Origin of the sequence: Stenotrophomonas sp. 59, assembly GCF_030291095.1 — a bacterium.
GTDB classification, from domain to species: domain Bacteria; phylum Pseudomonadota; class Gammaproteobacteria; order Xanthomonadales; family Xanthomonadaceae; genus Stenotrophomonas; species Stenotrophomonas maltophilia_Q.
Map to the genome: position 1 here is coordinate 3,658,904 of NZ_CP127408.1, position 26,790 is coordinate 3,685,693.

Genomic DNA, 26,790 nt, shown 5'->3' on the forward strand with positions numbered 1-26,790 from the left:
GTACTTTCGGAAGGCATGCGCATCCGGGCATGCGGCTGGGCTTCAAACCCAGTAGGGGGCGTCGATCGTTCCCTGGTAGGTTCGACTCCTGCTGCCTTCCGCCATTCGTGTTTCCGCAGGAGATGTCGGCATGGCCACGCACGCGCAGTCCCCCGCTCCTTCAACGGCCGATGCCCCGCAACGCCTGACCTCGCTGGCGCACGGCGGCGGCTGCGGCTGCAAGATCGCGCCGGGCGTACTGACGGAACTGCTGCGCGGCGCTCCAGCGCTTCCGGCACCAGCTGAACTGCTGGTCGGCCGCGAGACCAGCGACGATGCGGCGGTATACCGCCTTGATGACCACCAGGCGATCGTCGCCACCACCGATTTCTTCATGCCGATTGTCGACGACCCGTTCGACTTCGGCCGCATCGCCGCCACCAATGCGTTGTCGGACCTGTACGCGATGGGCGCACGGCCATTGTTCGCACTGGCCATCGTCGGCATGCCGATCAACACCCTGCCGCAGGACACCATCCGCGGCATCCTGCAGGGCGGCGAACGCGCCTGCGCCGATGCCGGCATCGTGGTGGCGGGTGGCCACAGCATCGATTCGGTGGAACCCATCTATGGCCTGGCCGCGATCGGCGTGCTCGATCCACAGCGGCTCAAGCGCAATGCCGATGCCCGCGCCGGCGACGTGCTGGTGCTGGGCAAGCCGTTGGGCGTGGGCGTGTATTCGTCAGCACTGAAAAAAGAAGTGCTGGATGCCGACGGCTACCAGCAGATGCTCGAGTCGACCACGCAGCTGAATACCGTGGGCGTGCCGCTGGCCGCGCTGGACGGCGTGCACGCGATGACCGATGTCACCGGCTTCGGCCTGCTCGGCCACCTGCTGGAGGTGTGCCGCGCCAGTGGGGTTTCCGCCGAAGTGGAGAGTGCACAGGTGCCGCTGCTGCCACAGGCGCTGGAACTGCTGCATCGCGGCTGCGTGACCGGTGCCTCCCACCGCAACTGGGCCTCGTATGGCGCCGAGGTGCGCTTCGCCGAGGGCTTGCCGGCGCACTGGCAGCCACTGTTGACCGACCCGCAGACCAGCGGCGGTCTGCTGGTGTCCTGTGCCCCGGAAGCGGTGGATGCGGTGCTGGCCTGTTTTCACGACGCGGGGTTTGCCCAGGCAGCCGTGATCGGCCGCTTGAGTGCGGGAACGCCGGGCGTCAGCGTGCACTGATGCGCGGGAACGACAAGGGCGATGGCCACCGCACCCGATGCGGAGCGCTCGGATCGACTCTTGAGCCGGCACCGGATGCCGTCTCCTAGCCCCGCCATACCCTGAGCACGCGCAACTGCGCCGTGCGCGATGTTGCCCTTACGGCACGCGTGCATGACCGCTCAAACGCTCGACACCGCCCTAATTGATCAGGGATGCCCCTCTTGCGAGCGATGGCGCTACACATCCCGACCGAGCCACCTCTCACGTCAGGCACAACCTGCCATGGATTCCGATGCCGCCCGCGAGGCCCATCGGCATCACGACACCTGCCCCGTGAGGAAACTCGCCCGCAGGTCGAATCACCCGTTCCATTTTTAAGACGACCGAGCCAGCAACCGGCGCACGTAGCGCGCTCGAGCGAGGGCACCTCTGGGGATCTGGTCTGCTGGGGTGGTCGTGCAGGCCATCCAATGGATTGACGACCACCGCTGTGCGGACCTCGCTCAACCGCACAGCCCCTGACGAACGAATCCCTAGCGCCCCTGCGTGGCCCGTCGGACGGCCCGCAGCATACGCGGACCTGTGTCCTGACCCGCCAGCAAGCTCCCACGCGTCACTCGCGCCCGACGACGGTATCGCTTCGATGACCACCGTAGCCATCACCTGCGAGATCGAATAGGGCGTGAAGAACTGACCGCGCCGTCTGTCCCCTAGCCCAAGCCCCATGCAGAGCCCACCCAAGATATCTTCAAAGCCCGGCGCTTCCATCGCTAATGTCAGCAAACCGAGCATCGTCGAAAACTGCTCGAACCCGTTTGCAGGATGGTCTTTTCGAATCTGGCAATACCGGGCTTCAGGCGATGCGAACCGCGTTCGGTCAACGGCGTTGCCGAGGGCGATACTGGACAGTTCGACGAAGTCGGCAAAGATCTGAGGGGCGCCGATCCGGCGCGACAGTCGTTCGATGAGACGATGCACCTCCGCATACGCGGCGTTAGACGCGCACGGGGGGAAGGCGCGCCACGCATGAGCGTGTCCCAGACGCCCCCGAACGGGGGCGGGAGAGACACCTTCAGTCGAAGGTTGTTCGGATCAACAGCTAGGCACAAGCTCCCCCCACGTCGACCTCCCTTTGCCCTGGATGCGGTAACGAGCCCGGGGGCGCGCAAGCCCAAGTCCGTTCGCGCGTTGCCGCAGATCCATTCCAAGAGAGTGCGTGAACCGCGCTCGAGGACGGTATGCTCGTGGGTCCTCCCATGGACGGTTCACGCCGACGACGTCATGACCCAAAGGAAGCTGTTTTCGGTACGCGGGCCGAACAACGTAACCTATTCATCACAATTCCAGACCGAGAAGAATTTCGCACAGCGCTGGGCAGATAAGCTCGAAAGCTGGCGCAATGCGGACCTCATCGTCCATTGCCTGTGTCGGCCTCTGCAACCGGTGCAGCTGGTGCTGCGCAAGTATGAGAGCGGCAAGATCGTACTGGCCCGTCATCCGGATACCGGCCCGAAGCACGACGGTGCCTGCCAGTATTTTGGTCCTTCCGTCAAAGGCGCCATCGCGCGTGCCTATGAGAGCGGCGTCGTCATCGAAAACGACGGCGTGTATAAGGTCCGACTGGCCGCCGGCCGAAGGATGGCCGATCCGCTACCAGCGGATGAGACCGTCGAGCCACGACCTAAGCACGGCCCCGGCGTACCCCGACAACGGGCGATGACGACCTTGGGCCTGCTGAAACTGCTCTGGGAGATTGCCGCTCTGCACGAGTACCGGCCGGTCTGGAAAGAGGCGCGGGCCAAGCCCGGCGCCGTGTCCTGGCGGCTGCACGTCGCGGCGAGCCAAGTCCAATGGGGATCGGCCAAGCTGAGCAACAGCCTTCAGGTCGGTCCGGTTCCCGCCGACGATCGTCTTGCCAAACGCAATCTTGCCGTCGCCAAGGCCGCCACCGATCGGCGCACCCGCGTGGTGGTCATCAGTCGTCTGCAGTCCTACGACTGCGCGCAAACGCCGGCCATCGACCTGGCCCCAGACCTCCTAGTTCCGCTGGCGGGATCGGCCTGCATCCGCCCGTACTTGAGTAAAGAGCACGCCCAAGGGCTGCAGCGCTCATTCGCGCGTGAACTAGCCGCATGGCGGGCAGGTGAACCCACGTATGCTGTTCTGATCGTCCAGCCAAAGAGCGAGGGTAAGTACTTCGAGCTGGTCCGCATCGCACTCATGCGCGTCAGCCCCCAGGCGATCCCGCTGGATTCGGGCTACGAGGCCACCGTCGAAGACGCCCTCGTCAAGCAACGCCGGGCGTTCGACAAGCCGATGCGCCATATCGACGGCGACGACACCCTGCCCGACTTCCGCCTTCTGGATATGGGCCACTGGCCGATGCCGATGGAGGTCTTCGGGCTCACCGATCCGGCGTACCAGGCGCGCATAAGGGAGAAGGAAACCATCTACGCACAAGGACCCAACCCACCGGGCTGGTGGCGCTGGGATGCGTTCGCAAATGTTCCGATGCCGGATCTTCCCGAGCGCCCCATCCCAAACGGGCTAACCGAGTCCTAAACCTACCGAGCGTGGTCTGGGTTGGTTGGCCCCACCTCGCCCTCTCCCGGGTGCGCGCCAACGCGCCACCCGGTGACAAGGCGTCGACGAATCAGGGCCGGTCAATGACCCCTGCAGGAATGTACCGGTGAGAAGAGCGATGCGCGTCGTAGGTTGTCCTGGTCCTGAGCAACCTGCTTGATGGGGGAAATGTCAGCGCCGTCGCGGCGTCGAGTGTCAGTGCGACGGCCAGGCTGCGAACTCCGATCGGCGGAGGAACCGATGCCGCTGGCCCCCGCCTGCAGGATCCCGGTCGAACATGCCGTTGGCATCCGTATTGGCCTGCGAGGTGTCGCCGATGGTGGTCAGGCTGTCCCCCAGCTGGGTGACGTTCTGGTTGGTCTGGTACAGCTGCGAGCCGTTGATGGCCTCGGTGCTGCCGGCAGAGACATCGCCCGCAGCCACGTTGCCCAGGCGGGTCGCATTGCCGCCGGGGTTCAGCGTCACGCGCTCGTAGTTCGTGCTGCCGTCCGAGTTCTTGTCGTACTTCACCGCCGCGCTGTCCACCTCGGACACTGTCTGCGCTACCGACTTGAGCTGGCTCACGTTGACCGCGTCGGCATCCTCGGCACCGGCGGCCAAATGGGTGATACGGCGTTCGTTGCCGGCAGATCCGATTCCGACCTCGCCCACCGGCATCAGGCCAGCGAGCGCACCAGTACCCGGATTGTAGGCGGCCGTTCCCAGGGTGCTGCCATCGGCCACGACGTTGGCGCCCAAGGCCACGCTCCCAGCATGCGTTGCGCGGGCCTCGCGGCCGAGCGCCAACGCGCTCTCTGCGGTGGCCGTCGCGTTGTAGCCCACCGCCGCGCTCCCCTGGCCCGGCGCAGAGGCATCGGCCTGGGTCAGGCCGGCCTCGTTGGTGCGCACGTAGCGGATGCCCATGCCGTTGGCATCGGTGTTCGCCTGCGAGGTGTCGCCCGGAATGGTGGTCAGGCTGTCACCGAGTCGGGTGACGTTCTGGTTGGTCTGGTACAGCTGCGAGCCGTTGACCGCCTCGGTGCTGCCGGCAGCCACATTGCCGGCGGCGACGTTGCCTAGGCGCGTCGCATTGCCGCCCGGGTTCAGCGCCACGCTCTCGTAGTTCGTGCTGCCGTCCGGGTTCTTGTCGTACTTCACCGCGCGGTTATCGACCTCAGACAGGGCTGCCGCGTCCACTCCAGTGCTCGTCCTATTCCTATCCAGGAGTCGTGCGTCATGAGGAAGACTGGCAACCTGCTCCTCGCCTCCGTCCTGATAGCGTGCGGTCAGCCCGGGGGCACTTCGGTCAACAGGGCTGAAGCGCAGAGCATTTCCACCGTGGACGAACTGGTTGCGGACCCTGTCCGATTGAAGAAGGTGGACGACACCTGCAGATCGAAGAGTCCTCGCGTGGCCGACGTTCTCTGCCTTCGAGTCGGCGCCGCGAGCACCCAGATCCTCCTGCGAGAAGGCAAGATGCCGCCACCGAAAGGTCCGCCGACGCTCTGAAGGGGGACGGTCCGGCCCTCGCCTTCGAGCGGCGAAAGCCGGGACGAGCCGCGCCCTGTCTCGTGCTAACGGTGTCCGCCCCCCCCCCCCGTCCCGGACCCAAGCCTGCAGTCGATCTGGCAGCGCCAGGCCCCGCTCTACCGGCTCCGCTCAGTGCCGCGGCGGCCAGCTCGGCGCCCCGCCCCGCTGGCCGAGCGCTTGTCCTGCGCAGACTGTCAGCTCTCACTCACAGGCCCCTGCGGCGCTGTCCTGCCTGTAGAGGGTCGCCTTGCCCGTCCCCGCCCTCTGGTCAGGGGCACGAAAAGCCAGGGCCGACCTCTTGGCCAGGGTGTCATAGGCCCTTCTTCGCTCAGCGACCGCCCGCTGCGCCCCCCCCTCCTGACAACCATCCCCCAGACGGGAGCACGGAGCACGGGGAGGAACTCGAGAACGCGAGGACATGGAGAACCGCAAACCACAAAGCAACCCTTTGAAAAACAAATATTTTCCGCAAATAGATCTGCGGAAATGTGCAAACTGATAGGTATTTTCCGCGCAATTTTGCGAGGTCTGATTACTTTCAGTTCGCAAGAATTTTGCTCTACTACCCGCTCAGTTGCGTCAACTCACGCCTGGCAATCCGGCCGTCGATGGCTTGTAATGGTCTCCACGCCTCTACCCCAACGCAGCCATGTCGACGAAGACCAAAAACCCGTTCGCACGCCCCAACATGGCCGAGCGCGCGGCAGAGCAAATGGCCAAGCACTTCCCGAATTACATCCGTGAGCCACTGTGGGACCGCAATAAGAACCGCGGCTTCTCGACCATTCCGCGCACGCTGCCCATCGCCATGCAGGCGATCGACGCGCAGTCGAAGGGCAATTCCGCCGGGCACACCCTGTTCTGCCTCTGGGCGCGCGCACCGGATCACCCTCTCATCGTCATTGAGTCGCCGGCCATGTTTGCCGCGGAAGCCGGCTTCACCGGTGAGCGCGCCAGCGACACCTGGCGCCGGCGCATGAAGCTCTTGCGCGACCTGGGTTTCATCCGGAACAAGAGGGGAACCAGCGGTGAGTTCCACTATGTGCTGCTGCTCAACCCCAACGTGGTCCTTGCCCAGCTGGACGAGCAGAACAAGCTTCAGGGGAATCTGGCAGATCGCTTCGAAGACCGGCTGACCGAGATTGGCGCTAAGCGCGACATTCATGAGTACAAGCAGCTTCTGGCGGAACTGGACGAGCAAGAGGGCAAGTCGCCTGACACGCCGGTCGCTCAGGACAAGCAGGGAAAGCGCGCCAAGGGCAAGACCCCAACCAAGGGCAAGTCAGCGGAGAAGGACGATGTCCAACCCGAATGAACCTCCGCCGCCACGCAAAAGCCAGGGACGCTCGTCGCGTTCCAGCGACGCGCCCTACTGTGCCTTCAAGGACGACCGGGCACGCCTGCACGCCTTGATCTCGCGCGACATTCGCTTCGTCCTGATCGCGGCGGTATTCGCCATATCCAGCTATCTCGGCGCAACCCGCCTACCCGTAGGCGCCTGGTTGGCGGAGCTATTGGCCTGACGAAGCCGCTCGCCGTCGGCCGCCGATCCCGGGGCGGCTGGAGGAGCCAAGCCGTCCGCACGAAACCGGATGGCTGCCGACGTGCCCGCGGCCCCAGCTCGACTCATGCAGCCGGCTGGGAGACACGTCGCAATGGCCGTGCCCCACCTTGCCCTGCTTGGGAAGGTGCCGATGTAGCGATGACAAACCCGCCCTACGATGCGTGAAAGGAATGGAGCTAAGTCCTCCGCCCTTCCACTTCCTGCAAACGTCCAGGCTGCTCTTGCAGCAAGGCATCCACGGCCACGCGTGTCTTCAACGGCATGTGCGGCATTTTCGGCCAGACTGCATGAATCGGATAAACCGGGCTCGACGCGGCCGGAAACACTTCCTGCAGCCGTCCTTCCATCAGCGCATCGCGCACCAGCCAGTAGGGCAACCACGCCACGCCCATCCCCGCGGCAGCGGCGACCAGCACGCCCTGCATGTCGTCCAGTAGTACGCGCGCCCTGGGCTTGAGCAAATGCTCCTGGCCGTCGACCACAAGCCTCCACTCCATCGCCTTCCCATGCCGGCTGTAGGCGACAGCATCCAACGCCATTAATGCCTCGAGGCTTTCCGGCAGACGTTGTCGCCCCAGATACGCCGGTGAGGCGCACAAGGCCATGCGATGCTCGCCCAGAGGACGCGCGATCAGATCGCGACTGTCGGGCAGTGTCCCGACGCGGATGGCGAGATCCACGTTCTCCTCACGCAGATCCACGGGGTGATCGCTGAACTGCAGGTCCAGCGACAATGAGGCGTGCTGCCGCACCAGCTCGACTAGGATCGGCGTGACGCACAGGTGCCCGAACAGCACGGGCATCGACACCCGCAGGAGCCCGGCAACCTAGGTCCGGCCACCTTTGAGCGTGGCTTCGCCCGACCGGATCTCCTCCATCGCGCGCAGGCAATGCTCGAAGTAAATCGCCTCCGCCTCGGTCAACCGCTGGCTACGGGTGGTTCGTTGGAACAACGGAGTGCCCAGGCGCGCCTCCAAGCGGGCGATGCTCTTGGCCACCGCCGACCGGGTGACTTGGCGCGTTTCGGCCGCCTGCGAGAAGTTGCCAGCCTGCACCGTAGCGACGAACACGTCGATGCCGTTCAGATCCGATAGCGCCATGTTTGTATCCCAATCGGAATCAATACACGGAAATAATAGAGCCACTGGCGCAATTTTGGGCGATTACAGTGGGGCGCCTGATTTCCACTTCCCCATCGAGCCCCCCCATGAGCAAGGTTCTTGTCCTGAAGTCCAGCCTCAACGGCGCCGTCTCGCGCAGCGCGAGCCTGATCAAGCGGTTCCTCGCCGAACGCGGCGAACACGGCTTCACCGACCAGGTCATCGAGCGTGATCTGGCCCTGCTCGACCTGCCAGTCCTGGACAGCGAGATCTTCCACGCCCTGCGCGGCGCAGAGAACCCGCCGGCACACGCCGAGACCGCTATCCACCAATCCGATGCCCTGATCGCCGAGCTGATGGAGAGCGATCTGGTGCTGATCGCCGCACCGATGTACAACCTCAACGTGCCCACTCCGCTGAAGAACTGGTTCGACCTAGTTGCACGCGCCAAGGTGACCTTCCGCTACACCGAGGCCTACCCGCAAGGCTTGGTCGAAGGCGTCAAGGCGGTGGTGTTCAGCCCGCGGGGCGGCGTGCACCTCGGCCAAGACACCGACGCCGTGACGCCCTACCTGAAATCGGTCCTGGGCTTGATCGGCATCACCGAGGTGGACTTCGTGTACGCCGAAGGCCTGGACATTCTCCCGCATGGCGCCAAGGAAGGGATGGCCCACGCTCGCGATCAAGTGTCCGCCCTTGTGCAACGGGACGCGAAGTCGACGGCCGCCTGAGCGAGCCCAATGGAGGTCCCGGTGTTTCGGGGGCCTCCACGCGCGCTGTTCTTGCCAGGCATTTCCACCGCCGTGCTGCGGAACCATCCAGGGAAGACGGCCGATCCCCACTGATGGGGTTTTGCACTTAGTATGGGAATCCACATCGCCCCACTATTCGTCCAGGCGAACTGCTGCGGAGTGGGGACGCTAACATGCTGCGATTGCGACAACGGCCGCTTAACTCAAGCGATAGGGATCATCCATGAATACATCGGCGTCAACCTGGCAGCAATTTGAAGATCTTGTTCAGCGCATTTTGGAGGCGAACAATTTTGAGGTTCACGTTCATAGCCCACGAGGTGACAAGGGCTTTGATTTTGTGGCCCAGCTTGCCGGCGAAAGATGGGCCGTTGAAGTGAAGTACTACCGAACGATGCGCGCGCAGCCCGCCCTCATCGAATCAGCTGCCAAGCGGGTGGTCAGCAATGGCACAAGCTCGGGCGCTACGAGAGGCATGCTAGTAGTCTCGTGCTTTCTTACTAACGAACTACGGTATGTACTCGAACAGAAGTTCAGCATTGCATTTGTAGATCAAGTTGATCTAAGGAACTGGTGCGCGGCACATCCAGCCTTGTCCGAGGAGCTTGATGCCCTACTTGAGGCAAACCCCAGTGAGCCGCAGGCCACAGACCCGACCCGGCAGGACCCTGCTCTACGGAGCCAGTCGATCAACAATCTGCCTCCACCTAGCCTCGACACGCGAGGCACTGATCTCTGTCGCGAGTTAAAAAGCATCAAGAAAGGCAAGAAATCGTGGGCGCAATACGAAAGGACGTGTGAGAAGATTCTCAGATATCTGTTCCCAAATGACCTACTCGGTTGGCACTCACAAATGCGCACCGATGATGGGCTAAATCGCTATGACCTTGTCTGTCGAGTTAGATCCACCACAGAGTTCTGGAAATTTGTGATCGACCACCTGGACAGTCGCTACATTCTTTTCGAGTTCAAGAACTACTCAGCAAAGATCAAGCAGGGACAGATCCTGACGACGGAGAAGTACCTACTCAAGCGAGGACTTCGTCGCACGGCGATCATCATGACCCGTTCAGGCGCTGATCCACACGCAGTTGCCATGACCCAGGGAGCCATGCGAGAGCAGGGCAAGCTAATGCTTGTCGTAGATGACGAGAAAGTGTGCCAAATGCTTCATATGAAGGAGCGAGGAGAGGATCCCACGGACTACCTCTTCGAGATCGCGGACAATTTCTTGCTGAAACTTCCGAGATGAGTTCCAACCATTCACTCAAGCCGATTCCGCTTCACGCTGCGAATGATGGCTATCGGGCGGCCAGTTGCTTGACTGCGAAGTCTTTCCTGGCCGGAGGCAGCCACTCCTCGCCAACAACGAGCATCGGCTAGCGGGTCACAGCAGATCGGTCTTGGTGGTCAATCCTATCGGTGTGCGCAGGATCTAGGTTTTCGATTTCTATCATCTTCGAATCCGATCGCTTGAGCATTGTGCCAATAAGGAGAGACCCTCTATCTTTCTCTCAGCGCTTGACTCTCCTGTCGTGCCGAGCGCTTCCGCCAGGCGGTACCGATGAGGGGGGCCGCCTGGCGGACCTTCGACGATGCTCGAGCCTAACGAGCGGGTGCGCCTAACCGCGCTTTCTGCCGACGACGTTCGTCGGCGGCCGTCCTTTACGATGAAGCAGGCTCTTCTTTCGGCAAGTACTCCGCCGCGGGCCAGGCACAGTAGCGGTCGATCTGACTGGACAGCGACCCGGCGGCGCTGATCAATCAAGGCGTCAAGCTTGACGCCTTGAACTCCCCTCTCTAGGCGAGCGCAGTTTCGCTGGTTCCACTGGCTCCTCGAAGTCGCTCTATCGTATCGCCAGCATACCTCTGGGCGCTGATCAGAAAAATATTGATCCATTCCAACCCAGGCCCTTTCCTAGCCCAATTGTTTATCAACAGCGAACTGGGGTGGACGTACTTCGAGAACAGCTTATACATCGCGACGTACTCCGCCTCCTCGCCGACCGCCTTCGCAATCTCCTTGACTTGAAATGGTCGAGAGAACTCAAGGCCATAGCGCTTGGCCATGCCACCCAAATGCTCGTGCCGTGAAAGGAGAATGGACTTCTGCTCGGCATGATTGGCCTCAGCCAACGTCAGGACTCCATCAATGAAGTCACGCTCGTCGCGAAGGGCCTGACCAAGCCACTCGGTGAAGTTCTTCTCCGACAAGAGCACGTAGCGCACCGTCAAGTTTACCTCGAACAGATTCCGGCATGACCAGGCAAGACCGGGCGTATTTCCCGGGAAGTGGCCAGCGACCTGCTTGAGCTCCCCGGAGACATAGCTGCAGAAATTCGAGAAAGCGACCGATCGTTCAGACCTTGGTATAACGCCAGCGATGCTGGCGCCTACCCTTTCGGCATCAGCCGAAAGGCTGTAAAGATGCTCGCAAACTGCGCCGGGATCGAGATGCGACACACTGGGACTCATGCTCAAATCACTATGAAATGAAGGTCTCATAAGAGATTACGGTATGACAGAAGGAAGTGCATTGCCCCACCCGCTTCAGTGCCGCGTCGTCGAGCAACCTCAAGTATTGACTCCACTGTTATCCTCTAAGCCACTTTACTGGGATCACGCTGCACGGTCACCACCCGGACCCTTGGCCCCCTGCATTTCGAAGACTTGGACCCGAAGAGATTCGAAGACCTCGTGCGACAGCTGGCATATGAATTCAAGCCCTGGCGACAACTCGAAGCGACCGGGCGCTCGGGAAGCGATGATGGATTCGATGCGCGAGGTTATGAAATCACCGTCAAAGAGGGTCCGTCGACGGCTTCAACGGACGATGAAGGAGACCCAATCGAGGAGCGATCGGCTCTCGAAGATGCGCTTGGTGATCGACTGTGGCTCATCCAGTGCAAGCGTGAGCGCGCCATCGGGCCAAAGGCATTGGTCAAGTATCTTGACGATACCGTGCTCGGCCCGGATGAGAAGCTGCATGGATTGGTCTTCACGGCAGCCTGCGATTTTTCGAAGAAAGCCCGCGATGACTTCGCCAAGAAGTGCCGCGAGTTGGGGCTAGAAGAGTGGCACCTGTGGGGAAAGGCTGAGCTTGAAGACAGGCTTATCCGCCCCGAGAACGACCATCTCCTGTTTGCATACTTTGGGGTCTCCCTGACCATCCGCCGGCGCTCACAGCGAGCCGATCTACGGTCGAGGCTGGTGATGAAGAGAAAGGCAAGCAGGATGCTGAAAGACCATATCAACACACCATTGCTGCTGCGATCGCCTGACGCTACGGAGTATCCGTATCTGGAGGATCCTGATGCGTTCAAGAAGAAGCCACTGTGGGTCGTGTGGCCCTATCAGGGCCTATCTCATGGAGGGCTCAAGTTCTGCATTGAACGCTACTTCGCCTACCTTTCCGACGACGGCAAGTCATGGGACGCGGCGATGGTCCGGAACCAAGCCAGGAGCAGCGCCCACCACGACCCGTGGCTGGGTGAGGACAGTGGTGACCCACAGCGACACGACATCTGGGAGTTCTGGAACAAAATCCCGGATGAGAACCGGGCATGGCTGGAAGTCGTGGGACTGGTGCCCTTCGACGACATAGTGGAGATTGACGATCTCGGCGATGAGTTTGTACAAGCCCCTCATGTCTATGTTCCTTTCACATCCGGAAGGCATGCCCCCTTCAGAGGATTCGTCGTCGAGATTGAGACAATCGGCCAGTGGAGCCAACGAACCTTCTATCCCGAAAATAGAACAGAAGGGCGGATCAAGTACTTCCCTACAGAGATGCGCGAACGCGATGACGGCGGAGATTGAACAAGTCTCCGAAACGGGTGCCTGTTCGTGATTGCGTGCGCTGCTTAGCCGGTGGACAGCCCGCCAGGTGCCGAGGGGCACATCATCGCTGCAGTACCAGCCGTGGGTGGCGTCGCTGCGGGTTGCGTAGCGGACTTCGCGCTCCAAGTTGATCAGGACGAGCGTGCTGCGCCCCGAATAGCCTGGATGGAAGATGTACGCCTTACCCTGGATGGCGTAGCAACGGATGCACCGCTGCGATTCTGGCTTCGCCTGACCTTGGGAGGTGGGACTTTCCAACGCGGGGAGCGACGGCTGACCATCTACCCAGCTTAGTCCTGCCCGTCTCATGGGATGCGAATGGCGGGGCCTGCGCCCGCCGGCAGACCGGTCACGCCGTTGTTCGAGGCGCGAACCGCACGAGGCGTCGGTCACCCCTAATCTGAGACCTGCGGCTCGGTCGAGTCCCCGCCCCCGAGCGAAATCACCCTCCCTTCGCAGCCCTCAATCCCCACCTTGTCCGCCCAAAAGGCACGCAATGGATGCAATGACGACCGCGACTGCAGCGCTGGCTGCAACCCAGGCAACACTCACCGCGCCGGACTGCCAAATCCTGAACATGGTTGAGCCGAGGCCGACAACCGTCAAGACAATCTTAAAGCGTGTGGCCATCTTGACGACGCGCTGGTAAGCCAAGGGAACCGCGATCCACGTCCATTGAATGAACTTGGGCTGCAGTCGAAACTTCTTTCCACGCTTCGTCGCCACATAGCGACTGACGACGCCACGTGCTCCCTCTATCTCCGTCACGTACTGCTCGGACTTGATGAATCCCATCCTGACGGCCAGATTGACTGACTCATTTCGGCGATACCTCCAGGCCTTGACGATCTGTTGATCCCGAAGCGAGCCCGTCATGTTCATGATTGAATCGGCGTCCAGCTTGACGTCGCATCCCATCGTGAAAGAGGCCTCGGTATCCAGTACGAAGTGCTTGTGCTGGGTCATCCCTCCGCCGAACTCAATCCGCGCAATGCTCTTGCTTATGAGATCCCGCCTCATCTCGACCGTGAATTTTTTCCTGAACTCCGCCATGAAAAATTCCGCTCCCTTCTTTTCAAGTGACCTCGAGCCAGAATCGGCCTAGGTTTCATAGTCAGGCAAAAACACTAATCTAGGAAGACGCACTGTGCATGGCGCTCCTCCGCGTTCGGAAGCTGAAGCGCTTTCTTGCGCTGGGACCATAGCGCTTGCCACGCCGCGGCAAGCCGTTGACTGAAGCTCAACGCCTTCGGCTCAGGGAGAAACCCCGCCCGTACGACGTGCCAGGTTTCCCACTTCATTCGTATGCCAACCAGCATGGACGGCGATCCAACGAACAGCGGATGAAGATAGGGGTGCACAAACCCAACTATCGAGGGGTAGTCACGTGCGCCTGCGTGCAGATAAAAGTTGCTCCAGCGGTAGATCTTCTGGACATCATGAACATCCACCGCAAATTCGATCTCACTCTGCTGGGTCTTGATCGCCTCGAACAGTCGGCTCATGTCGATGGGGATGAGCCGGTCCGGCTTGTCCAGATCCTCGTAGCTCGAAACGCAGAAGACACTTCGCATGCACAGCTCGATCGCTGTATGCATGACGGCCACCGGCGTATACGGGACGCGATCGGCAAACGCCAGCCCCGAGACCGATCATTTCATGCAGGGGCAGCTAGCTGTGATCTCTCGGTAGGTTGTTCATCCGGGGCATCTTTGGAAAATGGTGGTTACCACACCGTTCCAGCCCCCAAAGAGCCCGGATGAACCACCATAAAAATGCCCGTTTGACGCCGTTTAGTCGAGAACTTCTTGTCCGCCGCATCACTGAGCAAGGCCTTCGGCCAGAAGAGGCCGCCCAGGCTTGCGGGGTGAGTGTGCGCACGGCTTACAAGTGGCTGGCCCGGTATCGAGCCGAGGGCTTGAGTGGGCTGCAGAACCGCAGCTCCCGGCCCAGCCGCAGCCCCCATGGCACCCCCGAGGCGCTCGTTGAGCAGATCGTCCAGCGTCGACGTCAACGGCAAACCTACCTGACCATTTCCAAGGCACTGGGCGTGGCTCACAGCACCATTTCACGACTGATGCGTCGAAGAGGACTCAATCGCCTGTGCCTTCTGGACCCACCGAAGAAGGCGGTCCGGTATGAGTACGACAGCCCGGGCGGCTTGCTGCACTTGGATATCAAGAAACTCGGCAACTTCCGCCGGCCCGGACACCGGGTCGATCCGAATCGGCGTGGCAATGCTGGCGGCGGTGGCTGGGGCTATGTCCATGTGGCCATTGATGACCACTCCCGAGTCGCCTTCAGTAGCGTTCACACCGATGAGAAGGGCTCAACGGCCTGCCAAGCGCTGCTGGCCGCCGTGGCGTACTACAGGACGCTGGGAGTCACCTTCCAGCGTGTCCTGACTGACAACGGCGCCTGCTATCGCTCCGGCGTCTTCGCTCGACTCGTCGCCTCGTTGGGCATGAAGCACTATCGGACCAAGCCCTACACCCCGCGAACCAACGGTAAAGCCGAGCGCTTCATCCAGACCAGCTTGCGCGAATGGGCCTACGCCTGCGAGTACGCTTCGTCAGAGCAGCGCGACGCCGTGCTGCCTGAATGGCTGCATCACTACAACTGGCACCGACCCCACATGGGGATCGGCAGCCAACCGCCTATTTCCAGAATCCCGCTGAACAACGTGGTGGGTTTACACAGCTAGCGGGTGCGGGCTCGCTCCCGGCCGCCGGCATCGCGCAAGCCAAAGTTGGCGGCCGAATTGCTGGTGGCCCAGCCCAGGACCAACGCGTACTTGAACAGGCGTACCAGATAGCGCAGCAGGTCGTTAGCCACTGTGGGCGCCCCGCGCGCCACAGTGGCCACCAGCAGGCGATCCACGTCCAAGGGCACGACGTCCCGGGCACGGCTGGTGCCCAGCATCGGGTAAAGGTGCAGTTCCAGCACCGCGCGGATGCGATCGGGATGCTTGTAACGCGGGTGATGTAGCGATCCAACCAGGCCTGCCCCAGCTGGCAGACGGTGGCCCGCTGCAGATCGAGGGCCCGCACGTTCAGCGGCGTGTTCGGTGCGGCCGGCTTCGGTCGGGGCGCGGTCTTGGCACTGTGCGCACGCCGCGCGTCCAGTGGGGCCAGCCGCTTGGCGGCGGCCACATCGATGCCTTGCTGTATCAGGGCCAGATCGCTGCGCGCCTTTTCCCGGGTCTGGGCCAAGGACATATCCGGATAGCGACCCAAGACCTTTTCCTTGGCGGCGCCGCCAAAGCGGAAGCGCAGTACCCAGGAGGTCTTGCCGGCGGCGGCGCCGCGGGCGCTGGCCACGAAGGTCAGGCCATCGCCGATGGCACGATCAACAGGGCCGGCACGCAGCCAAGCGCGCAGGGTTTTATCGGTAATCAGTTCCGGGCGTTTTGAGGATTCCATTGCGATCTCCACGGGGTGTGCGGGGATCTGTGGGAGATGAAATCGGGGAACTCCCCGAATGGGAAAAACCCCCACACATTCCCCCACAGACAGCCTGCGCCACCGTGGGATCACCTGAGACGCGGTGACCGCAATTCCCTGCCCAACTGCCGGATCTTCCCACACTGAAAGTGACGGTACGGCGCGGCGTGCAGCATCACTCGATGTTCTGCACCTGCTCGCGGATCTGGTCGATCAGCACCTTCAGCTCGACCGCGGCATTGGACGTTCGGCTGTCCACCGACTTCGAACCCAGCGTATTGGCTTCGCGGTTGAACTCCTGCAGCAGGAAGTCCAGGCGGCGGCCGACCGGCTCGCGCTGCTTGAGCACGCGGCGGATCTCGACGATGTGGCTGCCGAGGCGGTCCAGTTCTTCATCCACGTCCAGCTTCTGCAGCCACAGCACCAGCTCCTGCTCGGCACGGCCCGGGTCGACCGGGTGCGGCAGGTCGGCCAGGCGTGCGGCCAGCTTGGCGCGCTGGCCGTCGCGAATGGCCGGAATCAGGGTGCGCACTTCGGTGGCGATGCGTTCGATGCCGTCCACCCGCTCGCTGATGGCGGCCGACAGCTTTCCGCCTTCACGCTCGCGGGCCTCGACGAAGCCGTCCAGCACCTGGTCCAGCAGGGCCAGTGCCTCGGCCTGCAGGGCAGCAGCATCGGTGGCCTCGCCACGGGTCACGCCCGGCAGCTGCAGCAGTTCGGTGAAGCTGACCTGCAGGTTGGGGAAATCCGAGGTCAGCCGGTGCGCCAGGCGCCCCAGCTGGCCCAGCAGGGCCTCGTCGACCTGCAGGTTGGCGGCTGATTCCGGCGCACGCAGGCGCATCACCAGATCCAGCTTGCCGCGGCTCAGGCGCGCGGCGATGCGCTCGCGAAGCTGCGGTTCGAGCGCCCGCAGTTCCTCGGGCAGGCGGGTGCCGACCTCCAGGAAGCGGTGGTTGACCGAGCGCAGCTCGCAGCCCAGCGTGCCCCACGGGGTGACCCGCTCGCCGCCGGCATAGGCGGTCATGCTTCGAATCATGGAATGTGTCCGGTGCGTGCAAAGGGGGAATGGTACCCTAGCGCCCTCACCAGAGCCCCCTTGCCCGCCCCGTGAAGGCCGCGGGCGTGGCGGCGTACTCCCTCGCCATTACGGAACCCGCACCATGTCCGATTCCCGCCCCAGCGGCCGCCAGCCCGACCAGCTCCGCCCGGTCGTCATCCAACGCGGCTTCACCCGCCACGCCGAAGGTTCGGTGCTGGTGTGCTTCGGTGAAACCCGTGTGCTGTGCACCGCCAGCGTCGAGAACCGCGTGCCGGGCTTCCTGCGCGGCAAGGGTGAGGGTTGGGTCACCGCCGAGTACGGCATGCTGCCGCGCGCCACCCACACCCGCAGCGACCGTGAAGCGGCCCGTGGCAAGCAGGGTGGCCGTACGCTGGAGATCCAGCGCCTGATCGGCCGCAGCCTGCGCGCCTGCGTGGACCGCAACGCGCTGGGCGAACGCACCATCACCCTCGACTGCGATGTGCTGCAGGCCGACGGAGGCACCCGCACCGCCGCCATCACCGGCGCCTACGTGGCCCTGGTCGATGCGGTGAACGTGCTGATGAAGCGCGGCGACATCAAGCGCAACCCGATCCTGGGCGCGGTGGCCGCCGTGTCGGTGGGCGTGTACCGCGGCACCCCGGTGCTGGACCTGGACTACGCCGAAGACAGCGACTGCGACACCGACATGAACGTGGTGATGAACGACGGTGGCGGCTTCATCGAGCTGCAGGGCACCGCTGAAGGCCACGCCTTCCGTCGCGACGAGCTGGACGCGCTGCTGGGCCTGGCCGAAAAGGGCGTGACCGAACTGCTGGCCGCACAGCAGGCGGCGCTGTCGGCATGAACCGGCGCCTTGCACTGACCACACTGGTGGTGGCCGATTACGACGAAGCCATCGCCTGGTACACCGGCAAGCTCGGCTTCACGCTGCTGGAAGACATCGACCAGGGCCACAAGCGCTGGGTGGTGGTCGGCCCGACCGACGGCAGCGCCGCCGCCCTGTTGCTGGCGCGCGCCAGCGACGAGGAACAGCGCAGCCGCATCGGCAACCAGACCGGTGGCCGGGTGGCCTTCTTCCTCAACACCGACGACTTCCACCGCGACCACGCGGCGATGCTGGCCGCCGGCGTCGAGTTCCTGGAAGCGCCGCGCGAAGAACACTATGCAACGGTTGCGGTGTTCCGCGATCTGTATGGCAACACCTGGGACCTGCTGGAGCCCCGTCAATGAAGAAACTGGTACTGGCCAGCCACAACGCCGGCAAGCTGGTGGAGATGCAGGAGATCCTTGCCGACCTGCCGCTGCAGATCACCTCGGCCGCCGAACTCGGCCTGGGTGACGTGGAAGAAACCGGCCTGACCTTCGTCGAGAACGCGCTGCTGAAGGCGCGCGCGGCCTGCGAAGCAACCGGCCTGCCGGCGCTGGCCGATGATTCGGGCCTGATCGTCGATGCCCTCGGCGGTGCGCCGGGCCTGTACAGCGCGCGCTATGCCGGCCACCCGACCAACGCGGCGGCCAACAATGCCAAGCTGCTGGACGCGATGGCCGATATTCCCGATGGCCAGCGCAGCGCCCGCTTCTATGCGGTGATCGTGCTGCTGCGCCACGCCACCGACCCGCAGCCGCTGATCTGCGAAGGCCGCTGGGAGGGCCAGATCATCCGCGAGCTGCGCGGCACGAATGGTTTCGGCTACAACCCGGTGTTCCTGGACACCACCCACGGCCTGACCGCCGCGGAAATGGAGCCGGCGCTGAAGAACGCCATCAGCCACCGCGCCCTCGCCCTGCAGCAGCTCAAACAGCAGCTGGCGACGCTGTACTGACGCCCCACCTGATCGAACCAGGGAAGCCGGCCAGCGGCCGGCACTACCGAAGAAGCCCATGCCGCACGCCCACGACCACTGCAACCACCTGCCCGGCGAAGCCTGCTCCGCTGACCACGACAGCCCACTGCGGCTGGTGCCGCCGCCGCTCTCGCTGTACGTGCACCTGCCGTGGTGCGTGCGCAAATGCCCGTACTGCGATTTCAATTCGCACCAGGCCAAGGGCGAGCTGCCGTTCGATGCCTACATCGACGCGCTGCTGCGTGACCTGGACCAGGACCTGCCGCTGGTCTGGGGCCGGGTGGTGCACAGCGTGTTCTTTGGCGGCGGTACACCCAGCCTGTTCCCACCGGAAGCGATCGACCGCTTCCTGCAGCAGGCCAGCGCGCGCCTGCGTTTCGCGCCCAATGCCGAGATCACCCTGGAGACCAACCCGGGCACCGCCGAGCACGGCCGTTTCGACCGCTATCGCGCGGCCGGCGTGAACCGCCTCAGCTTCGGCATCCAGAGTTTCGACGACGCGATGCTCAAGCGCCTGGGCCGCATCCACGACAGTGGCGAAGCCGAGCGCGCGGTGAAGATGGCGCAGGACGCGGGCTACGACAACTTCAACATCGACCTGATGTACGCGCTGCCGGAACAGACCCTGGCCGGTGCAGAAGCCGATCTGGAGCGCGCCTTCGCGCTGCAGCCGGCGCACATCTCGCATTACCAGCTGACCCTGGAACCGAACACGGTGTTCTTCGCACGGCCGCCGCAGGGCATTCCCGATGAAGACAACGCCTGGGACATGCAGGAGCACTGCCAGGCACTGCTCGCGCAGGCCGGTTTCGGCCAGTACGAAGTCAGCGCCTATGCGCGACCCGGCCGGCAGAGCGCGCACAACCTGAACTACTGGCGCTTCGGCGATTACCTGGGCATCGGTGCCGGTGCGCACGGCAAGATCAGTTCAGGCGCCGAAGAACACGTGCTGCGCCGCTGGAAGCTGAAGCACCCGCAGGCCTACCTGGACAGCGCGGGTACCCCGGCCTCGTTCGGTGGCGACGACGTGATCGCGCCGGAGCGCCTACCGTTCGAGTACATGCTGAACCTGCTGCGCCTGCACGAAGGTTTCAGCCTGCGCGATTTCGAGTCGCGCACCGGTCTGCCGTGCAGCGTGCTGGACGCACCACTGGCCGAGGCCGTCCAGCGCGGCTGGCTGCAGCTGGCGGATGGCCATGTGCAGCCGACCGAACTGGGTCGCCGCTTCACCAACGATGTGGTGAGCCTGTTCCTGGAGGATTGATCCTGCCGCCGGGCATGGTCCGGCGGATGCGGTTCACGTTCAGCCTAAAGTAGCGCCGACATCGGCCGACACGGTAGATTCACCAGATCGATCCGCGGGAATCCGGGTACCGCTCGCAGATGTCAGCTGTCTTTTCCCCAACCCCTGCCGACAAAGCCCGCCTGGCTGCAGCCGACCTGCCGCCGCGGGTGCGTGAACTGCTGGGCGCGTTGATCGGCCTCTGCCGGCAGACCCTGGCCGCGCCTCTGATCCTGACCGTTGAAGCGCTGGAACAAGCGCTGCTGCACGACGCGGATCGCGCGCGCAATCCCATGCAGCAGGCGGACCTGATGGCCCAGCGCGGCCAGTTGCACGCCTTCGCCGGCCATTTCCCTGATCGCATGCTCGACGCGGTCGCCGAATCCCTGGCACGCCTGCGTGACCCTGCGGCGGCGGCGCCGGCGCTTTCCACGCCACCACCGCTGCCCGGCATGCTGGGCCTGTCCCTGGTTGCCGAACACGATGTCGACCGCGATCTGCTGCTGACCGAGATGGTGCGGCGCGAAACCCTGCGTTCAACCAACTCGCTGAACCTGCTGGGCCAGCGGTTGGGCGTACTCGCCGCTGCGCCGGCATTCGAGACCGACGCCCTGCCCCTTGCACCGCAGGCCTTGTGTGCGATGGTGCGCAGGCTGGCCGAACAGGACGGTCTCAGCACCGAAGTGCAGCTGGCGCTGTACCGCAGCTTCGAACGCCAGGTACTGGAGCGCCTGGGCGATGTACTCGACCGCGCCAATGCCCTGCTGTCCCAGCAGGGCGTCCTGCCCGGGCTGGTCTACACCCCTTACCTGGCACGTTCGGCGAGCACGCGGCGCATCATCACCCAGTCGGTGGGAGGGGGCCGCGCGACGCAGCCCGCCAAACGTACCGCAGCGCCGCTGACCGGCTGGAACGGGCCGGCTCCCTCCGGCTCGTGGTCGAACCTGCTGCAGGATGCGGTCAGCGACAGTGGTAGCGTCGGCTCGGCCATCCCCGGGCTGACCACCTCCGCCGGCAGCGCCTTGCACGAACTGCTGCAGCAGGCCCGGCAGGCCAGCGCAGCGCCCGCGCAGAGCGTCGCCGTGCCCAGCGCCGCCGTGGATGCCGTACTCGCGCGACTGCAGGCCCAGTCCAGCGCCGCCACCGGCGTTGCCGATCTGCAGGCGGCCGTTGTCGCCCAGCTCCGCAGCGAACATGGCGCACAGGCGCAGCTCGGCAGCCATGACCGTGACAACCTCGACCTGCTGCGCCTGCTGATGCAGCAGGTGCAGCAGCAGCAACGCCCAGACCCGGTGCCGGCGGCCCTGCTGGCACGCCTGCAGGTGCCACTGGCGCGCGCCGCCATGGCTGATCCCGGCTTCTTCGTGCGTGACGAGCACCCCGCCCGCGAACTGCTCAACCAGGTCGCCGAAGCCGGCGCCAGCTGGCTGGGCGATGATGATGTCGATCCGCAGCTGCTGCAGCGCATGGCGCAGAGCGTGCAGGGCCTGCTGGGCCAGGACGTCCGTACCCCGGAAGCCTTCGCCACCGCCAACGAGGACGTGCAGCAGCACCAGCGTGCGGCGGTTCACCGCGCCGAGCTGGCCGAGCGCCGCCACGTGGAAGCCGCGCGCGGCAAGGAACGCCTGGAACTGGCCCGGCGCCAGGCCAATGCACAGATCGACCAGTGCTGTGATGCGCAGGCACCGCCGCGCTTCGTGCAGACGCTGCTGCGCCAGGCCTGGGCCGATGCCCTCACCCTGACCCGCCTGCGCCACGGCGATGATTCACCGCAATGGCAGGAGCGCCTGCAACAGACCCAGCGCATTGCAGCGGTGACCGCGCAGGCCGTGGATGCCCCCGGTGGCACCGATGCCGCGCTGGCCGCCGATGTGGAAGCCGCGCTGGTGCAGGTGGGCTACCACGCCGAGGAAGCCGCTGCGGTCGCGCGCAGGCTGGCCACGCCCGGCGGCGAGGATGACAGCACCTCGCGTACCGAGCTCAGTGCGCGCCTGAAGGCGCGCGCGCGGCTGGGAGAACAGGCCGGGCCCACCACCACGGCACCATCCAGCCCGCGCAACGCCGCCGAGGAAGCCGCTTACCAGCAGCTGTCCGCGCTGCCGTTCGGCAGCTGGTTCGACATCGACAATGGCGATGGCACGCTGCGCCGCCAGCGCCTGTCCTGGTACAGCCTGCTGACCGGCCATGCCCTGTTCGTCAATCCGCGCGGACAGAAGATCGCCGATACCGACCTGGATACGTTGGCCCGGCAGATCAGCGCGGGCCGCGCGCAGCTGGTTACCGAAGACAAGGGGCGGCTGGTTGATCGCGCGTGGCAGGCCAGCCTCGACGCACTGCGTGCACTGGCCGACGGCCACGCCGGGGAGACATCCGCATGAACACCCAACCGCCCCAGGACACCCGTCGCGCGCCACGCCGCCAGGTCTCGGACCTGGTACCGGTCACCGACCAGATGCGCGACTGCGTGGTCGGTCGCCTTGGCAACGTGTCCGAAACCGGCATGCTGATGCTGGCCAGTACGCCATTGCGCGAGGACGCGCTGTACCAGCTGCGTTTCCCGTTGCCGATGGGCGACGGCCGCCAGGAGGCCATCGACGTGGGCGTGCACCTGCTGTGGAGCGAGCCTGCGCACGCCCCTGGGCAGAGCTGGACCGGCTTCCGCTTCCTTACCCTGTCGCGCGAACATCGGCAGCTGCTGCGGCAGTGGGTAGGCGAGGACAGCGACGAGGGACCGGTTTCGACGGTCTGAGTGCCGGTTCCGGCACAGCGGTTTTTTGCGGTATGCGGCAGAATCTAGGGCCGTTTTCCGTGTCGAGCCACCGCAATGATCCAGCAAGACCCCGGCGCCCTGTATTCCGACCACCTGGCCGTGCTGTGCCGACGCGCCGAACAGGCGCTGGCCCGCGGCGGCTTCGACCACTTGGTGGTGCCCAGCGGCACCCTGCATTACCAGGTGTTCGACGATCGCGACTACCCCTACGCGGTAAATCCTCAGTTCAAGGCGTGGCTGCCGCTCACCCGCGTGCCCAACAGCTGGATCGTGTTCACCCCGGGCAAGTGCCCGGCGGTGATCTTCCACCAGCCCTTCGACTACTGGCACGTGGTGCCGGACGCGCCCAGCGGCTGGTGGGTGGAGCACTTCGATATCCACATCATCCGCACGCCCGAAGAGGCGCTGGCCCTGCTGCCGGCCGATCCGGCGCGCTGCGCGATCCTGGGCGAGCCGCAGAGCGCGCTGGGTGCCTTCGTGCCGAACAACCCGGCGCCGGTGGTGAACTACCTGGAATGGCACCGCGGCAGCAAGACGCCGTATGAGATCGCGCTGATGCGCCAGGCGCAGGTGCTGGGCGTGCGCGGCCACCGTGCCGCCGAAGCCGCTTTCCGCAATGGCGCCGACGAATTCAGCATCCACATGGCCTATTGCCAGGCCGTCGGCCAGGATGCCAATGAACTGCCCTACGGCAACATCGTGGCCCTGAACGAGCACGCTGCGGTGCTGCACTACACCGAGCTGGGCCGCAAGGCACCGCAGCCGCTGCGCAGCTTCCTGATCGACGCCGGCGCCAGCGCGCACGGCTATGCCAGTGACATCACCCGCACGTACGCTGCGCACGGCCACGACGAATTCGCCGCGATGATCGCCGCCGTCGACGCCGCCCAGCAGCAGATGTGCGCAGCAGTGCGCCCGGGCTTCGACTACAAGCAGCTGCATGTGGATGCACATCTTTCGCTGATGGGCGTGCTGAAGGACTTCGGCGTGATCAAGGTCTCGCCGCAGACTGCGCTGGAAACCGGCGTCAGTGCCGCGTTCTTCCCGCACGGCATCGGTCACCTGATCGGCCTGCAGGTGCATGACGTGGCCGGCTTCGCCGCCAGCGACGAAGGTGGCCGCATCGAGCGCCCGGCCGGTCATCCCTACCTGCGCCTGACCCGCGTGCTGGAGCCGGGCATGGTGGTGACCATCGAACCGGGCCTGTACTTCATCGACATGCTGTTGAACGAGGTGAAGGACGCCGGCCATGGCGACGCGATCAACTGGGAGCGCGTGGACTTCTTCCGCCCGTACGGCGGCATCCGCATCGAAGACGAAGTGCTGTGCACTGAGGGCGAGGCTGACAACCTGACGCGGCCGGAGTTTGCGGCGGCGAACGGCTGAGCCCCTCGTGGTTGGGCGCTTGGAGCAAAAGCCGCGCTTGGCGGGGCGGGTAGGCCATGCAGGGGACGCTACAAGTACGTCCCTGTAAGCTCGATGGCGCCATCCATGGCGCCAACGCCCCTGCATGGCCTACCCGCCCCACCTTTGACAGTTTCCGTGCGCGTCCAACCACGGCAAAGAAAAATAAGAGCAAAAGCGGGTCGCTCGCTGCGCTCGCTCTGTGTCGACCAAGGTCGACACCCACCAACAGCCGCGCGTGCCAACAGCCGCAATTGCCAGTAGATCCACGCCATGCGTGGATGATTCATTCTATGTCTGACAGATGTGCCGACCAACGGTCGGCACCCACCAACAGCCGCAGGAATCTGTCAGAGGTGGGGCGGTGTGGGTGGGCAGGACCGTTGGCGCCATGGATGGCGCCATCGAGCCCCCATGGATGGGTTTACGGCGTGTCCTGACCACCCACACCGCCCCGCCATCCCATGGAATGCCGCTCCGGCTTTGGCTTTTGCCGTTGCCGTTGCATTGAGCAGGTGCAGGGCTGCAAGCCCTGCCGCCCCCCCCTACCCCGCCATCACCGCTTCAATCTCGTCGGCACTGCGCGCCAGGCCTTCGGTCAGCACGCGATGGCCGTCATCGGTGATCAGCACATCATCCTCGGTCCGGATACCGATGCCGCGCCAGCGCGGTTCCACCGTCGTGTCATCCACGCCGACATACAGCCCCGGCTCGATGGTGAACGCCATGCCCGGCTCCAGCAGGCGCGAGTCGCCCGCCAGGCGGTAATCGCCCACGTCGTGCACGTCCATGCCGATCCAGTGCCCGGTCTTGTGCCGGTAGAAGCGCTGGTACAGGCCTTCGGACAGGTTCTTTTCCAACGTGCCCTTCAGCAGGCCCAGCCGCAGCAGGCCCTCGGTCAGGGTCTGCACTGCGGCGAGGTGGCCGGCCTCGTACGGCACGCCCGGCTTGGCCTGCGCCAGCGCCGCGGCCTGCGCCTCGCCCACCAGATCGTGCAGCGCGCGCTGCTCGGCACTGAAGCGGCCATTCACCGGGAAGGTGCGGGTGATGTCGCTGGCATAGCCGCGGTACTCGGCACCGGCATCGATCAGCACCAGCTCACCATCGCGCGAACGCGCGTTGTTGTCGCGGTAATGCAGGATGCAGCCGTTGCGGCCGGCGCCGACGATGCTGCAGTACGCCGGCACGGCATCGTTGGCGCGGAACACGCGCTCCAGCTCGGCCTGCAGTTCGTATTCGTGGATACCCGCCTTGGCCGCCTGCATCGCAGCCAGATGCGCACGCACGCTGATCTGCGCGGCGTGGTGCATCAACGCGACTTCCGCGCCCGACTTGAACAGGCGCTGCTCATGCAGCAGGTGGCCCAGTTCGAGGAACTCATGCGGTGGCTGGGCACCATGGCGCACCTGCGAACGCACGCGGTTGACCCAGCCGATCAGCTTCAGGTCGAAGTCGGCATCGCGGCCGAAGTGGTAGTAGACGCGCGAGCGCCCCTCCAGCAGGCCGGGCAGGATGTCGTCCAGGTCGTCGATCGGGTAGGCGTCATCCATGCCGTACTGCGATACCGCGCCTTCCTGGCCGGCTCGACTGCCGTCCCAGGCCTCGCGCTCGGCATCACGCTCGCGGCAGAACAGGATGGCCTCGCCGTGGCGGCGGCCCGGGATCAATACCAGCACCGCTTCCGGCTCCGGGAAGCCGCTCAGGTACTGGAAGTCCGAATCCTGGCGGAACGGATAATGGGTATCGAGGCTGCGCACCTTCTCGGCCGCGGCCGGCAGCACCAGGATCGCGTCCTCGCCGGCCATGTCCATCAGCTGGCGGCGGCGACGCTTGTATTCGCCGGCCGCGATGCCGGTGCGCTGCTTGATATCCATCAGTTCAGGCGCTGCCGATGGCGTGAGGCCAGCACCACGTCGCCGTGCAGCAGCAGCACCGCCACGCGGATGAATTCCTCGATCTCCGACAGGGCTTCGTCATCATCATCGCCACCGGCCTCGAAATCCTCACTGGAGGCGCGGGCCAGGCTGGCCATGTCGGTCAGCGCTTCTTCGCCTTCCTCGGACAGGGTCGGGCGGCGGCCGCCGCTGCCCAGGCCGAAGCCGCCCAGGAACGAGCGGGTCCAGCTGAACATGGCATCGGCCTGCGCGGACACGTCGTCGGTGTCGGTCAGCAGCAGTTCGAAGGCGAAGTCGCGGTCTTCCAGCTGCTTGATGGTGACCTGCAGCAGCTGCTCCAGCACGCTGCCAGCGGCCACAGGCGGCAGGTTGTCGTCGGCCAGCACGCGCGCCGGCCAGTCGTTGCCGGCGGCGCCGCCAGCGGCCAGCCAGCCGCACAGTGCGCCATGCAGCTCGGCAGCGGTGGCGCCCAGGCCCAGTTCGTGGCTGGCGCGGGTAACGTCGTCGACGGAGGGAAGTTCGGTCATCGTGCGGCTCGTTCGGATAAGGAAACCCGGGACGCGCACGCGC

General features: G+C 64.5%; 27 protein-coding genes and 1 tRNA gene. 17 read left to right on the forward strand and 11 right to left on the reverse strand.

Annotated elements, in window-relative coordinates:
- Positions 1–8: 8 nt before the first annotated feature.
- Positions 9–104: transfer RNA gene (locus tag QP552_RS16835), tRNA-Sec, on the forward strand.
- Between the two features lie 26 nt (positions 105–130).
- On the forward strand, positions 131–1,210 hold the full coding sequence (selD, locus tag QP552_RS16840) for a selenide, water dikinase SelD (protein ID WP_286074110.1): 1,080 nt from the start codon (positions 131–133) through the stop codon (positions 1,208–1,210).
- A gap of 243 nt (positions 1,211–1,453) precedes the next feature.
- Here the strand turns inward: selD and QP552_RS16845 are convergent, their stop codons facing one another.
- Positions 1,454–2,170, reverse strand: a complete 717-nt coding sequence (locus QP552_RS16845) for a hypothetical protein (protein ID WP_286074111.1) — start codon at positions 2,168–2,170, stop codon at positions 1,454–1,456.
- 303 nt (positions 2,171–2,473) lie between these two features.
- On the opposite strand from QP552_RS16845, the gene QP552_RS16850 reads away from it, so the two are divergent.
- On the forward strand, positions 2,474–3,754 hold the full coding sequence (locus QP552_RS16850; RefSeq protein ID WP_286074112.1) for a DUF1173 family protein: 1,281 nt from the start codon (positions 2,474–2,476) through the stop codon (positions 3,752–3,754).
- 216 nt (positions 3,755–3,970) lie between these two features.
- Here the strand turns inward: QP552_RS16850 and QP552_RS16855 are convergent, their stop codons facing one another.
- On the reverse strand, positions 3,971–4,951 hold the full coding sequence (locus tag QP552_RS16855; protein WP_286074113.1) for a hypothetical protein: 981 nt from the start codon (positions 4,949–4,951) through the stop codon (positions 3,971–3,973).
- Positions 4,952–5,933: 982 nt separating this feature from the next.
- Here QP552_RS16855 and QP552_RS16860 point away from each other — a divergent pair.
- Together QP552_RS16860 and QP552_RS16865 are read left to right on the forward strand one after the other, a co-directional pair.
- The gene (locus tag QP552_RS16860; protein WP_272774427.1) at positions 5,934–6,599 is read left to right on the forward strand and encodes a hypothetical protein; all 666 of its coding nucleotides are present in this window, start codon (positions 5,934–5,936) and stop codon (positions 6,597–6,599) included.
- Entirely contained in the window at positions 6,583–6,807 is a 225-nt protein-coding gene (locus tag QP552_RS16865; protein WP_286074114.1) for a hypothetical protein, read from the forward strand. The genes QP552_RS16860 and QP552_RS16865 overlap by 17 nt, the downstream gene beginning before the upstream one ends.
- Before the next feature lie 217 nt (positions 6,808–7,024).
- Here the strand turns inward: QP552_RS16865 and QP552_RS16870 are convergent, their stop codons facing one another.
- Together QP552_RS16870 and QP552_RS16875 are read right to left on the reverse strand one after the other, a co-directional pair.
- Positions 7,025–7,651: a LysR substrate-binding domain-containing protein gene (locus tag QP552_RS16870; RefSeq protein ID WP_286074115.1), complete on the reverse strand. Its 627-nt coding sequence runs from the start codon at positions 7,649–7,651 to the stop codon at positions 7,025–7,027.
- A 24-nt stretch (positions 7,652–7,675) separates the two neighbouring features.
- Positions 7,676–7,948: a LysR family transcriptional regulator gene (locus QP552_RS16875; protein WP_286074116.1), complete on the reverse strand. Its 273-nt coding sequence runs from the start codon at positions 7,946–7,948 to the stop codon at positions 7,676–7,678.
- A gap of 107 nt (positions 7,949–8,055) precedes the next feature.
- Here QP552_RS16875 and QP552_RS16880 point away from each other — a divergent pair, with 107 nt between their 5' ends.
- Together QP552_RS16880 and QP552_RS16885 are read left to right on the forward strand one after the other, a co-directional pair.
- Positions 8,056–8,679: an NAD(P)H-dependent oxidoreductase gene (locus tag QP552_RS16880; protein ID WP_286074117.1), complete on the forward strand. Its 624-nt coding sequence runs from the start codon at positions 8,056–8,058 to the stop codon at positions 8,677–8,679.
- Positions 8,680–8,923: 244 nt separating this feature from the next.
- On the forward strand, positions 8,924–9,952 hold the full coding sequence (locus tag QP552_RS16885) for a restriction endonuclease (protein WP_286074118.1): 1,029 nt from the start codon (positions 8,924–8,926) through the stop codon (positions 9,950–9,952).
- A gap of 548 nt (positions 9,953–10,500) precedes the next feature.
- Here the strand turns inward: QP552_RS16885 and QP552_RS16890 are convergent.
- The gene (locus QP552_RS16890; protein ID WP_286074119.1) at positions 10,501–11,175 is read right to left on the reverse strand and encodes a DUF5677 domain-containing protein; all 675 of its coding nucleotides are present in this window, start codon (positions 11,173–11,175) and stop codon (positions 10,501–10,503) included.
- A 195-nt stretch (positions 11,176–11,370) separates the two neighbouring features.
- Between QP552_RS16890 and QP552_RS16895 the strand changes: the two genes are divergently transcribed.
- Positions 11,371–12,519 carry a restriction endonuclease gene (locus QP552_RS16895; protein WP_286074120.1) on the forward strand — a complete coding sequence of 383 codons (1,149 nt, stop codon included), beginning with the start codon at positions 11,371–11,373 and terminating at the stop codon, positions 12,517–12,519.
- Positions 12,520–13,002: 483 nt separating this feature from the next.
- Here QP552_RS16895 and QP552_RS16900 read toward each other — a convergent pair whose 3' ends face one another.
- A complete protein-coding gene (locus QP552_RS16900) occupies positions 13,003–13,593 on the reverse strand; it encodes a hypothetical protein (RefSeq protein WP_286074121.1) in 591 nt (196 codons plus the stop codon).
- 74 nt (positions 13,594–13,667) lie between these two features.
- Entirely contained in the window at positions 13,668–14,138 is a 471-nt protein-coding gene (locus QP552_RS16905; RefSeq protein WP_286074122.1) for a hypothetical protein, read from the reverse strand.
- 161 nt (positions 14,139–14,299) lie between these two features.
- Here QP552_RS16905 and QP552_RS16910 point away from each other — a divergent pair, with 161 nt between their 5' ends.
- Positions 14,300–15,244 carry an IS481-like element ISStma12 family transposase gene (locus QP552_RS16910; RefSeq protein WP_286074123.1) on the forward strand — a complete coding sequence of 315 codons (945 nt, stop codon included), beginning with the start codon at positions 14,300–14,302 and terminating at the stop codon, positions 15,242–15,244.
- On the opposite strand, the gene QP552_RS16915 is transcribed toward QP552_RS16910, so the two are convergent.
- A complete protein-coding gene (locus QP552_RS16915) occupies positions 15,241–15,486 on the reverse strand; it encodes a hypothetical protein (protein ID WP_286074124.1) in 246 nt (81 codons plus the stop codon). The genes QP552_RS16910 and QP552_RS16915 overlap by 4 nt on opposite strands.
- A gap of 158 nt (positions 15,487–15,644) precedes the next feature.
- Between QP552_RS16915 and QP552_RS16920 the strand changes: the two genes are divergently transcribed.
- On the forward strand, positions 15,645–15,953 hold the full coding sequence (locus tag QP552_RS16920) for a hypothetical protein (protein WP_286074125.1): 309 nt from the start codon (positions 15,645–15,647) through the stop codon (positions 15,951–15,953).
- A 205-nt stretch (positions 15,954–16,158) separates the two neighbouring features.
- Here QP552_RS16920 and QP552_RS16925 read toward each other — a convergent pair whose 3' ends face one another.
- Positions 16,159–17,019 carry a YicC/YloC family endoribonuclease gene (locus QP552_RS16925; RefSeq protein WP_111113200.1) on the reverse strand — a complete coding sequence of 287 codons (861 nt, stop codon included), beginning with the start codon at positions 17,017–17,019 and terminating at the stop codon, positions 16,159–16,161.
- A gap of 124 nt (positions 17,020–17,143) precedes the next feature.
- On the opposite strand from QP552_RS16925, the gene rph reads away from it, so the two are divergent.
- The 7 genes from rph to pepQ all read left to right on the forward strand — a co-directional run bounded on the left by rph (position 17,144) and on the right by pepQ (position 24,307).
- Positions 17,144–17,869: a ribonuclease PH gene (gene rph, locus QP552_RS16930; protein ID WP_010484035.1), complete on the forward strand. Its 726-nt coding sequence runs from the start codon at positions 17,144–17,146 to the stop codon at positions 17,867–17,869.
- On the forward strand, positions 17,866–18,255 hold the full coding sequence (locus QP552_RS16935; protein ID WP_286074126.1) for a VOC family protein: 390 nt from the start codon (positions 17,866–17,868) through the stop codon (positions 18,253–18,255). The genes rph and QP552_RS16935 overlap by 4 nt, the downstream gene beginning before the upstream one ends.
- Complete coding sequence (rdgB, locus tag QP552_RS16940; protein WP_111113199.1) at positions 18,252–18,848, forward strand: RdgB/HAM1 family non-canonical purine NTP pyrophosphatase; 597 nt, start codon at positions 18,252–18,254, stop codon at positions 18,846–18,848. The genes QP552_RS16935 and rdgB overlap by 4 nt, the downstream gene beginning before the upstream one ends.
- Before the next feature lie 58 nt (positions 18,849–18,906).
- Positions 18,907–20,133 carry a radical SAM family heme chaperone HemW gene (hemW, locus tag QP552_RS16945; RefSeq protein ID WP_286074127.1) on the forward strand — a complete coding sequence of 409 codons (1,227 nt, stop codon included), beginning with the start codon at positions 18,907–18,909 and terminating at the stop codon, positions 20,131–20,133.
- 119 nt (positions 20,134–20,252) lie between these two features.
- Complete coding sequence (locus QP552_RS16950) at positions 20,253–22,529, forward strand: DUF1631 family protein (RefSeq protein WP_111113197.1); 2,277 nt, start codon at positions 20,253–20,255, stop codon at positions 22,527–22,529.
- On the forward strand, positions 22,526–22,900 hold the full coding sequence (locus QP552_RS16955) for a PilZ domain-containing protein (protein WP_111113196.1): 375 nt from the start codon (positions 22,526–22,528) through the stop codon (positions 22,898–22,900). The genes QP552_RS16950 and QP552_RS16955 overlap by 4 nt, the downstream gene beginning before the upstream one ends.
- A 75-nt stretch (positions 22,901–22,975) precedes the next feature.
- On the forward strand, positions 22,976–24,307 hold the full coding sequence (gene pepQ / locus QP552_RS16960) for a Xaa-Pro dipeptidase (protein ID WP_286074128.1): 1,332 nt from the start codon (positions 22,976–22,978) through the stop codon (positions 24,305–24,307).
- A 563-nt stretch (positions 24,308–24,870) separates the two neighbouring features.
- Here the strand turns inward: pepQ and QP552_RS16965 are convergent.
- Both QP552_RS16965 and QP552_RS16970 read right to left on the reverse strand, forming a co-directional pair.
- A complete protein-coding gene (locus QP552_RS16965) occupies positions 24,871–26,193 on the reverse strand; it encodes an aminopeptidase P N-terminal domain-containing protein (protein WP_111112910.1) in 1,323 nt (440 codons plus the stop codon).
- Between the two features lie 5 nt (positions 26,194–26,198).
- Positions 26,199–26,747, reverse strand: coding sequence for a UPF0149 family protein (locus QP552_RS16970; protein ID WP_106551407.1), 549 nt, complete (start codon positions 26,745–26,747; stop codon positions 26,199–26,201).
- Positions 26,748–26,790: the final 43 nt, after the last annotated feature.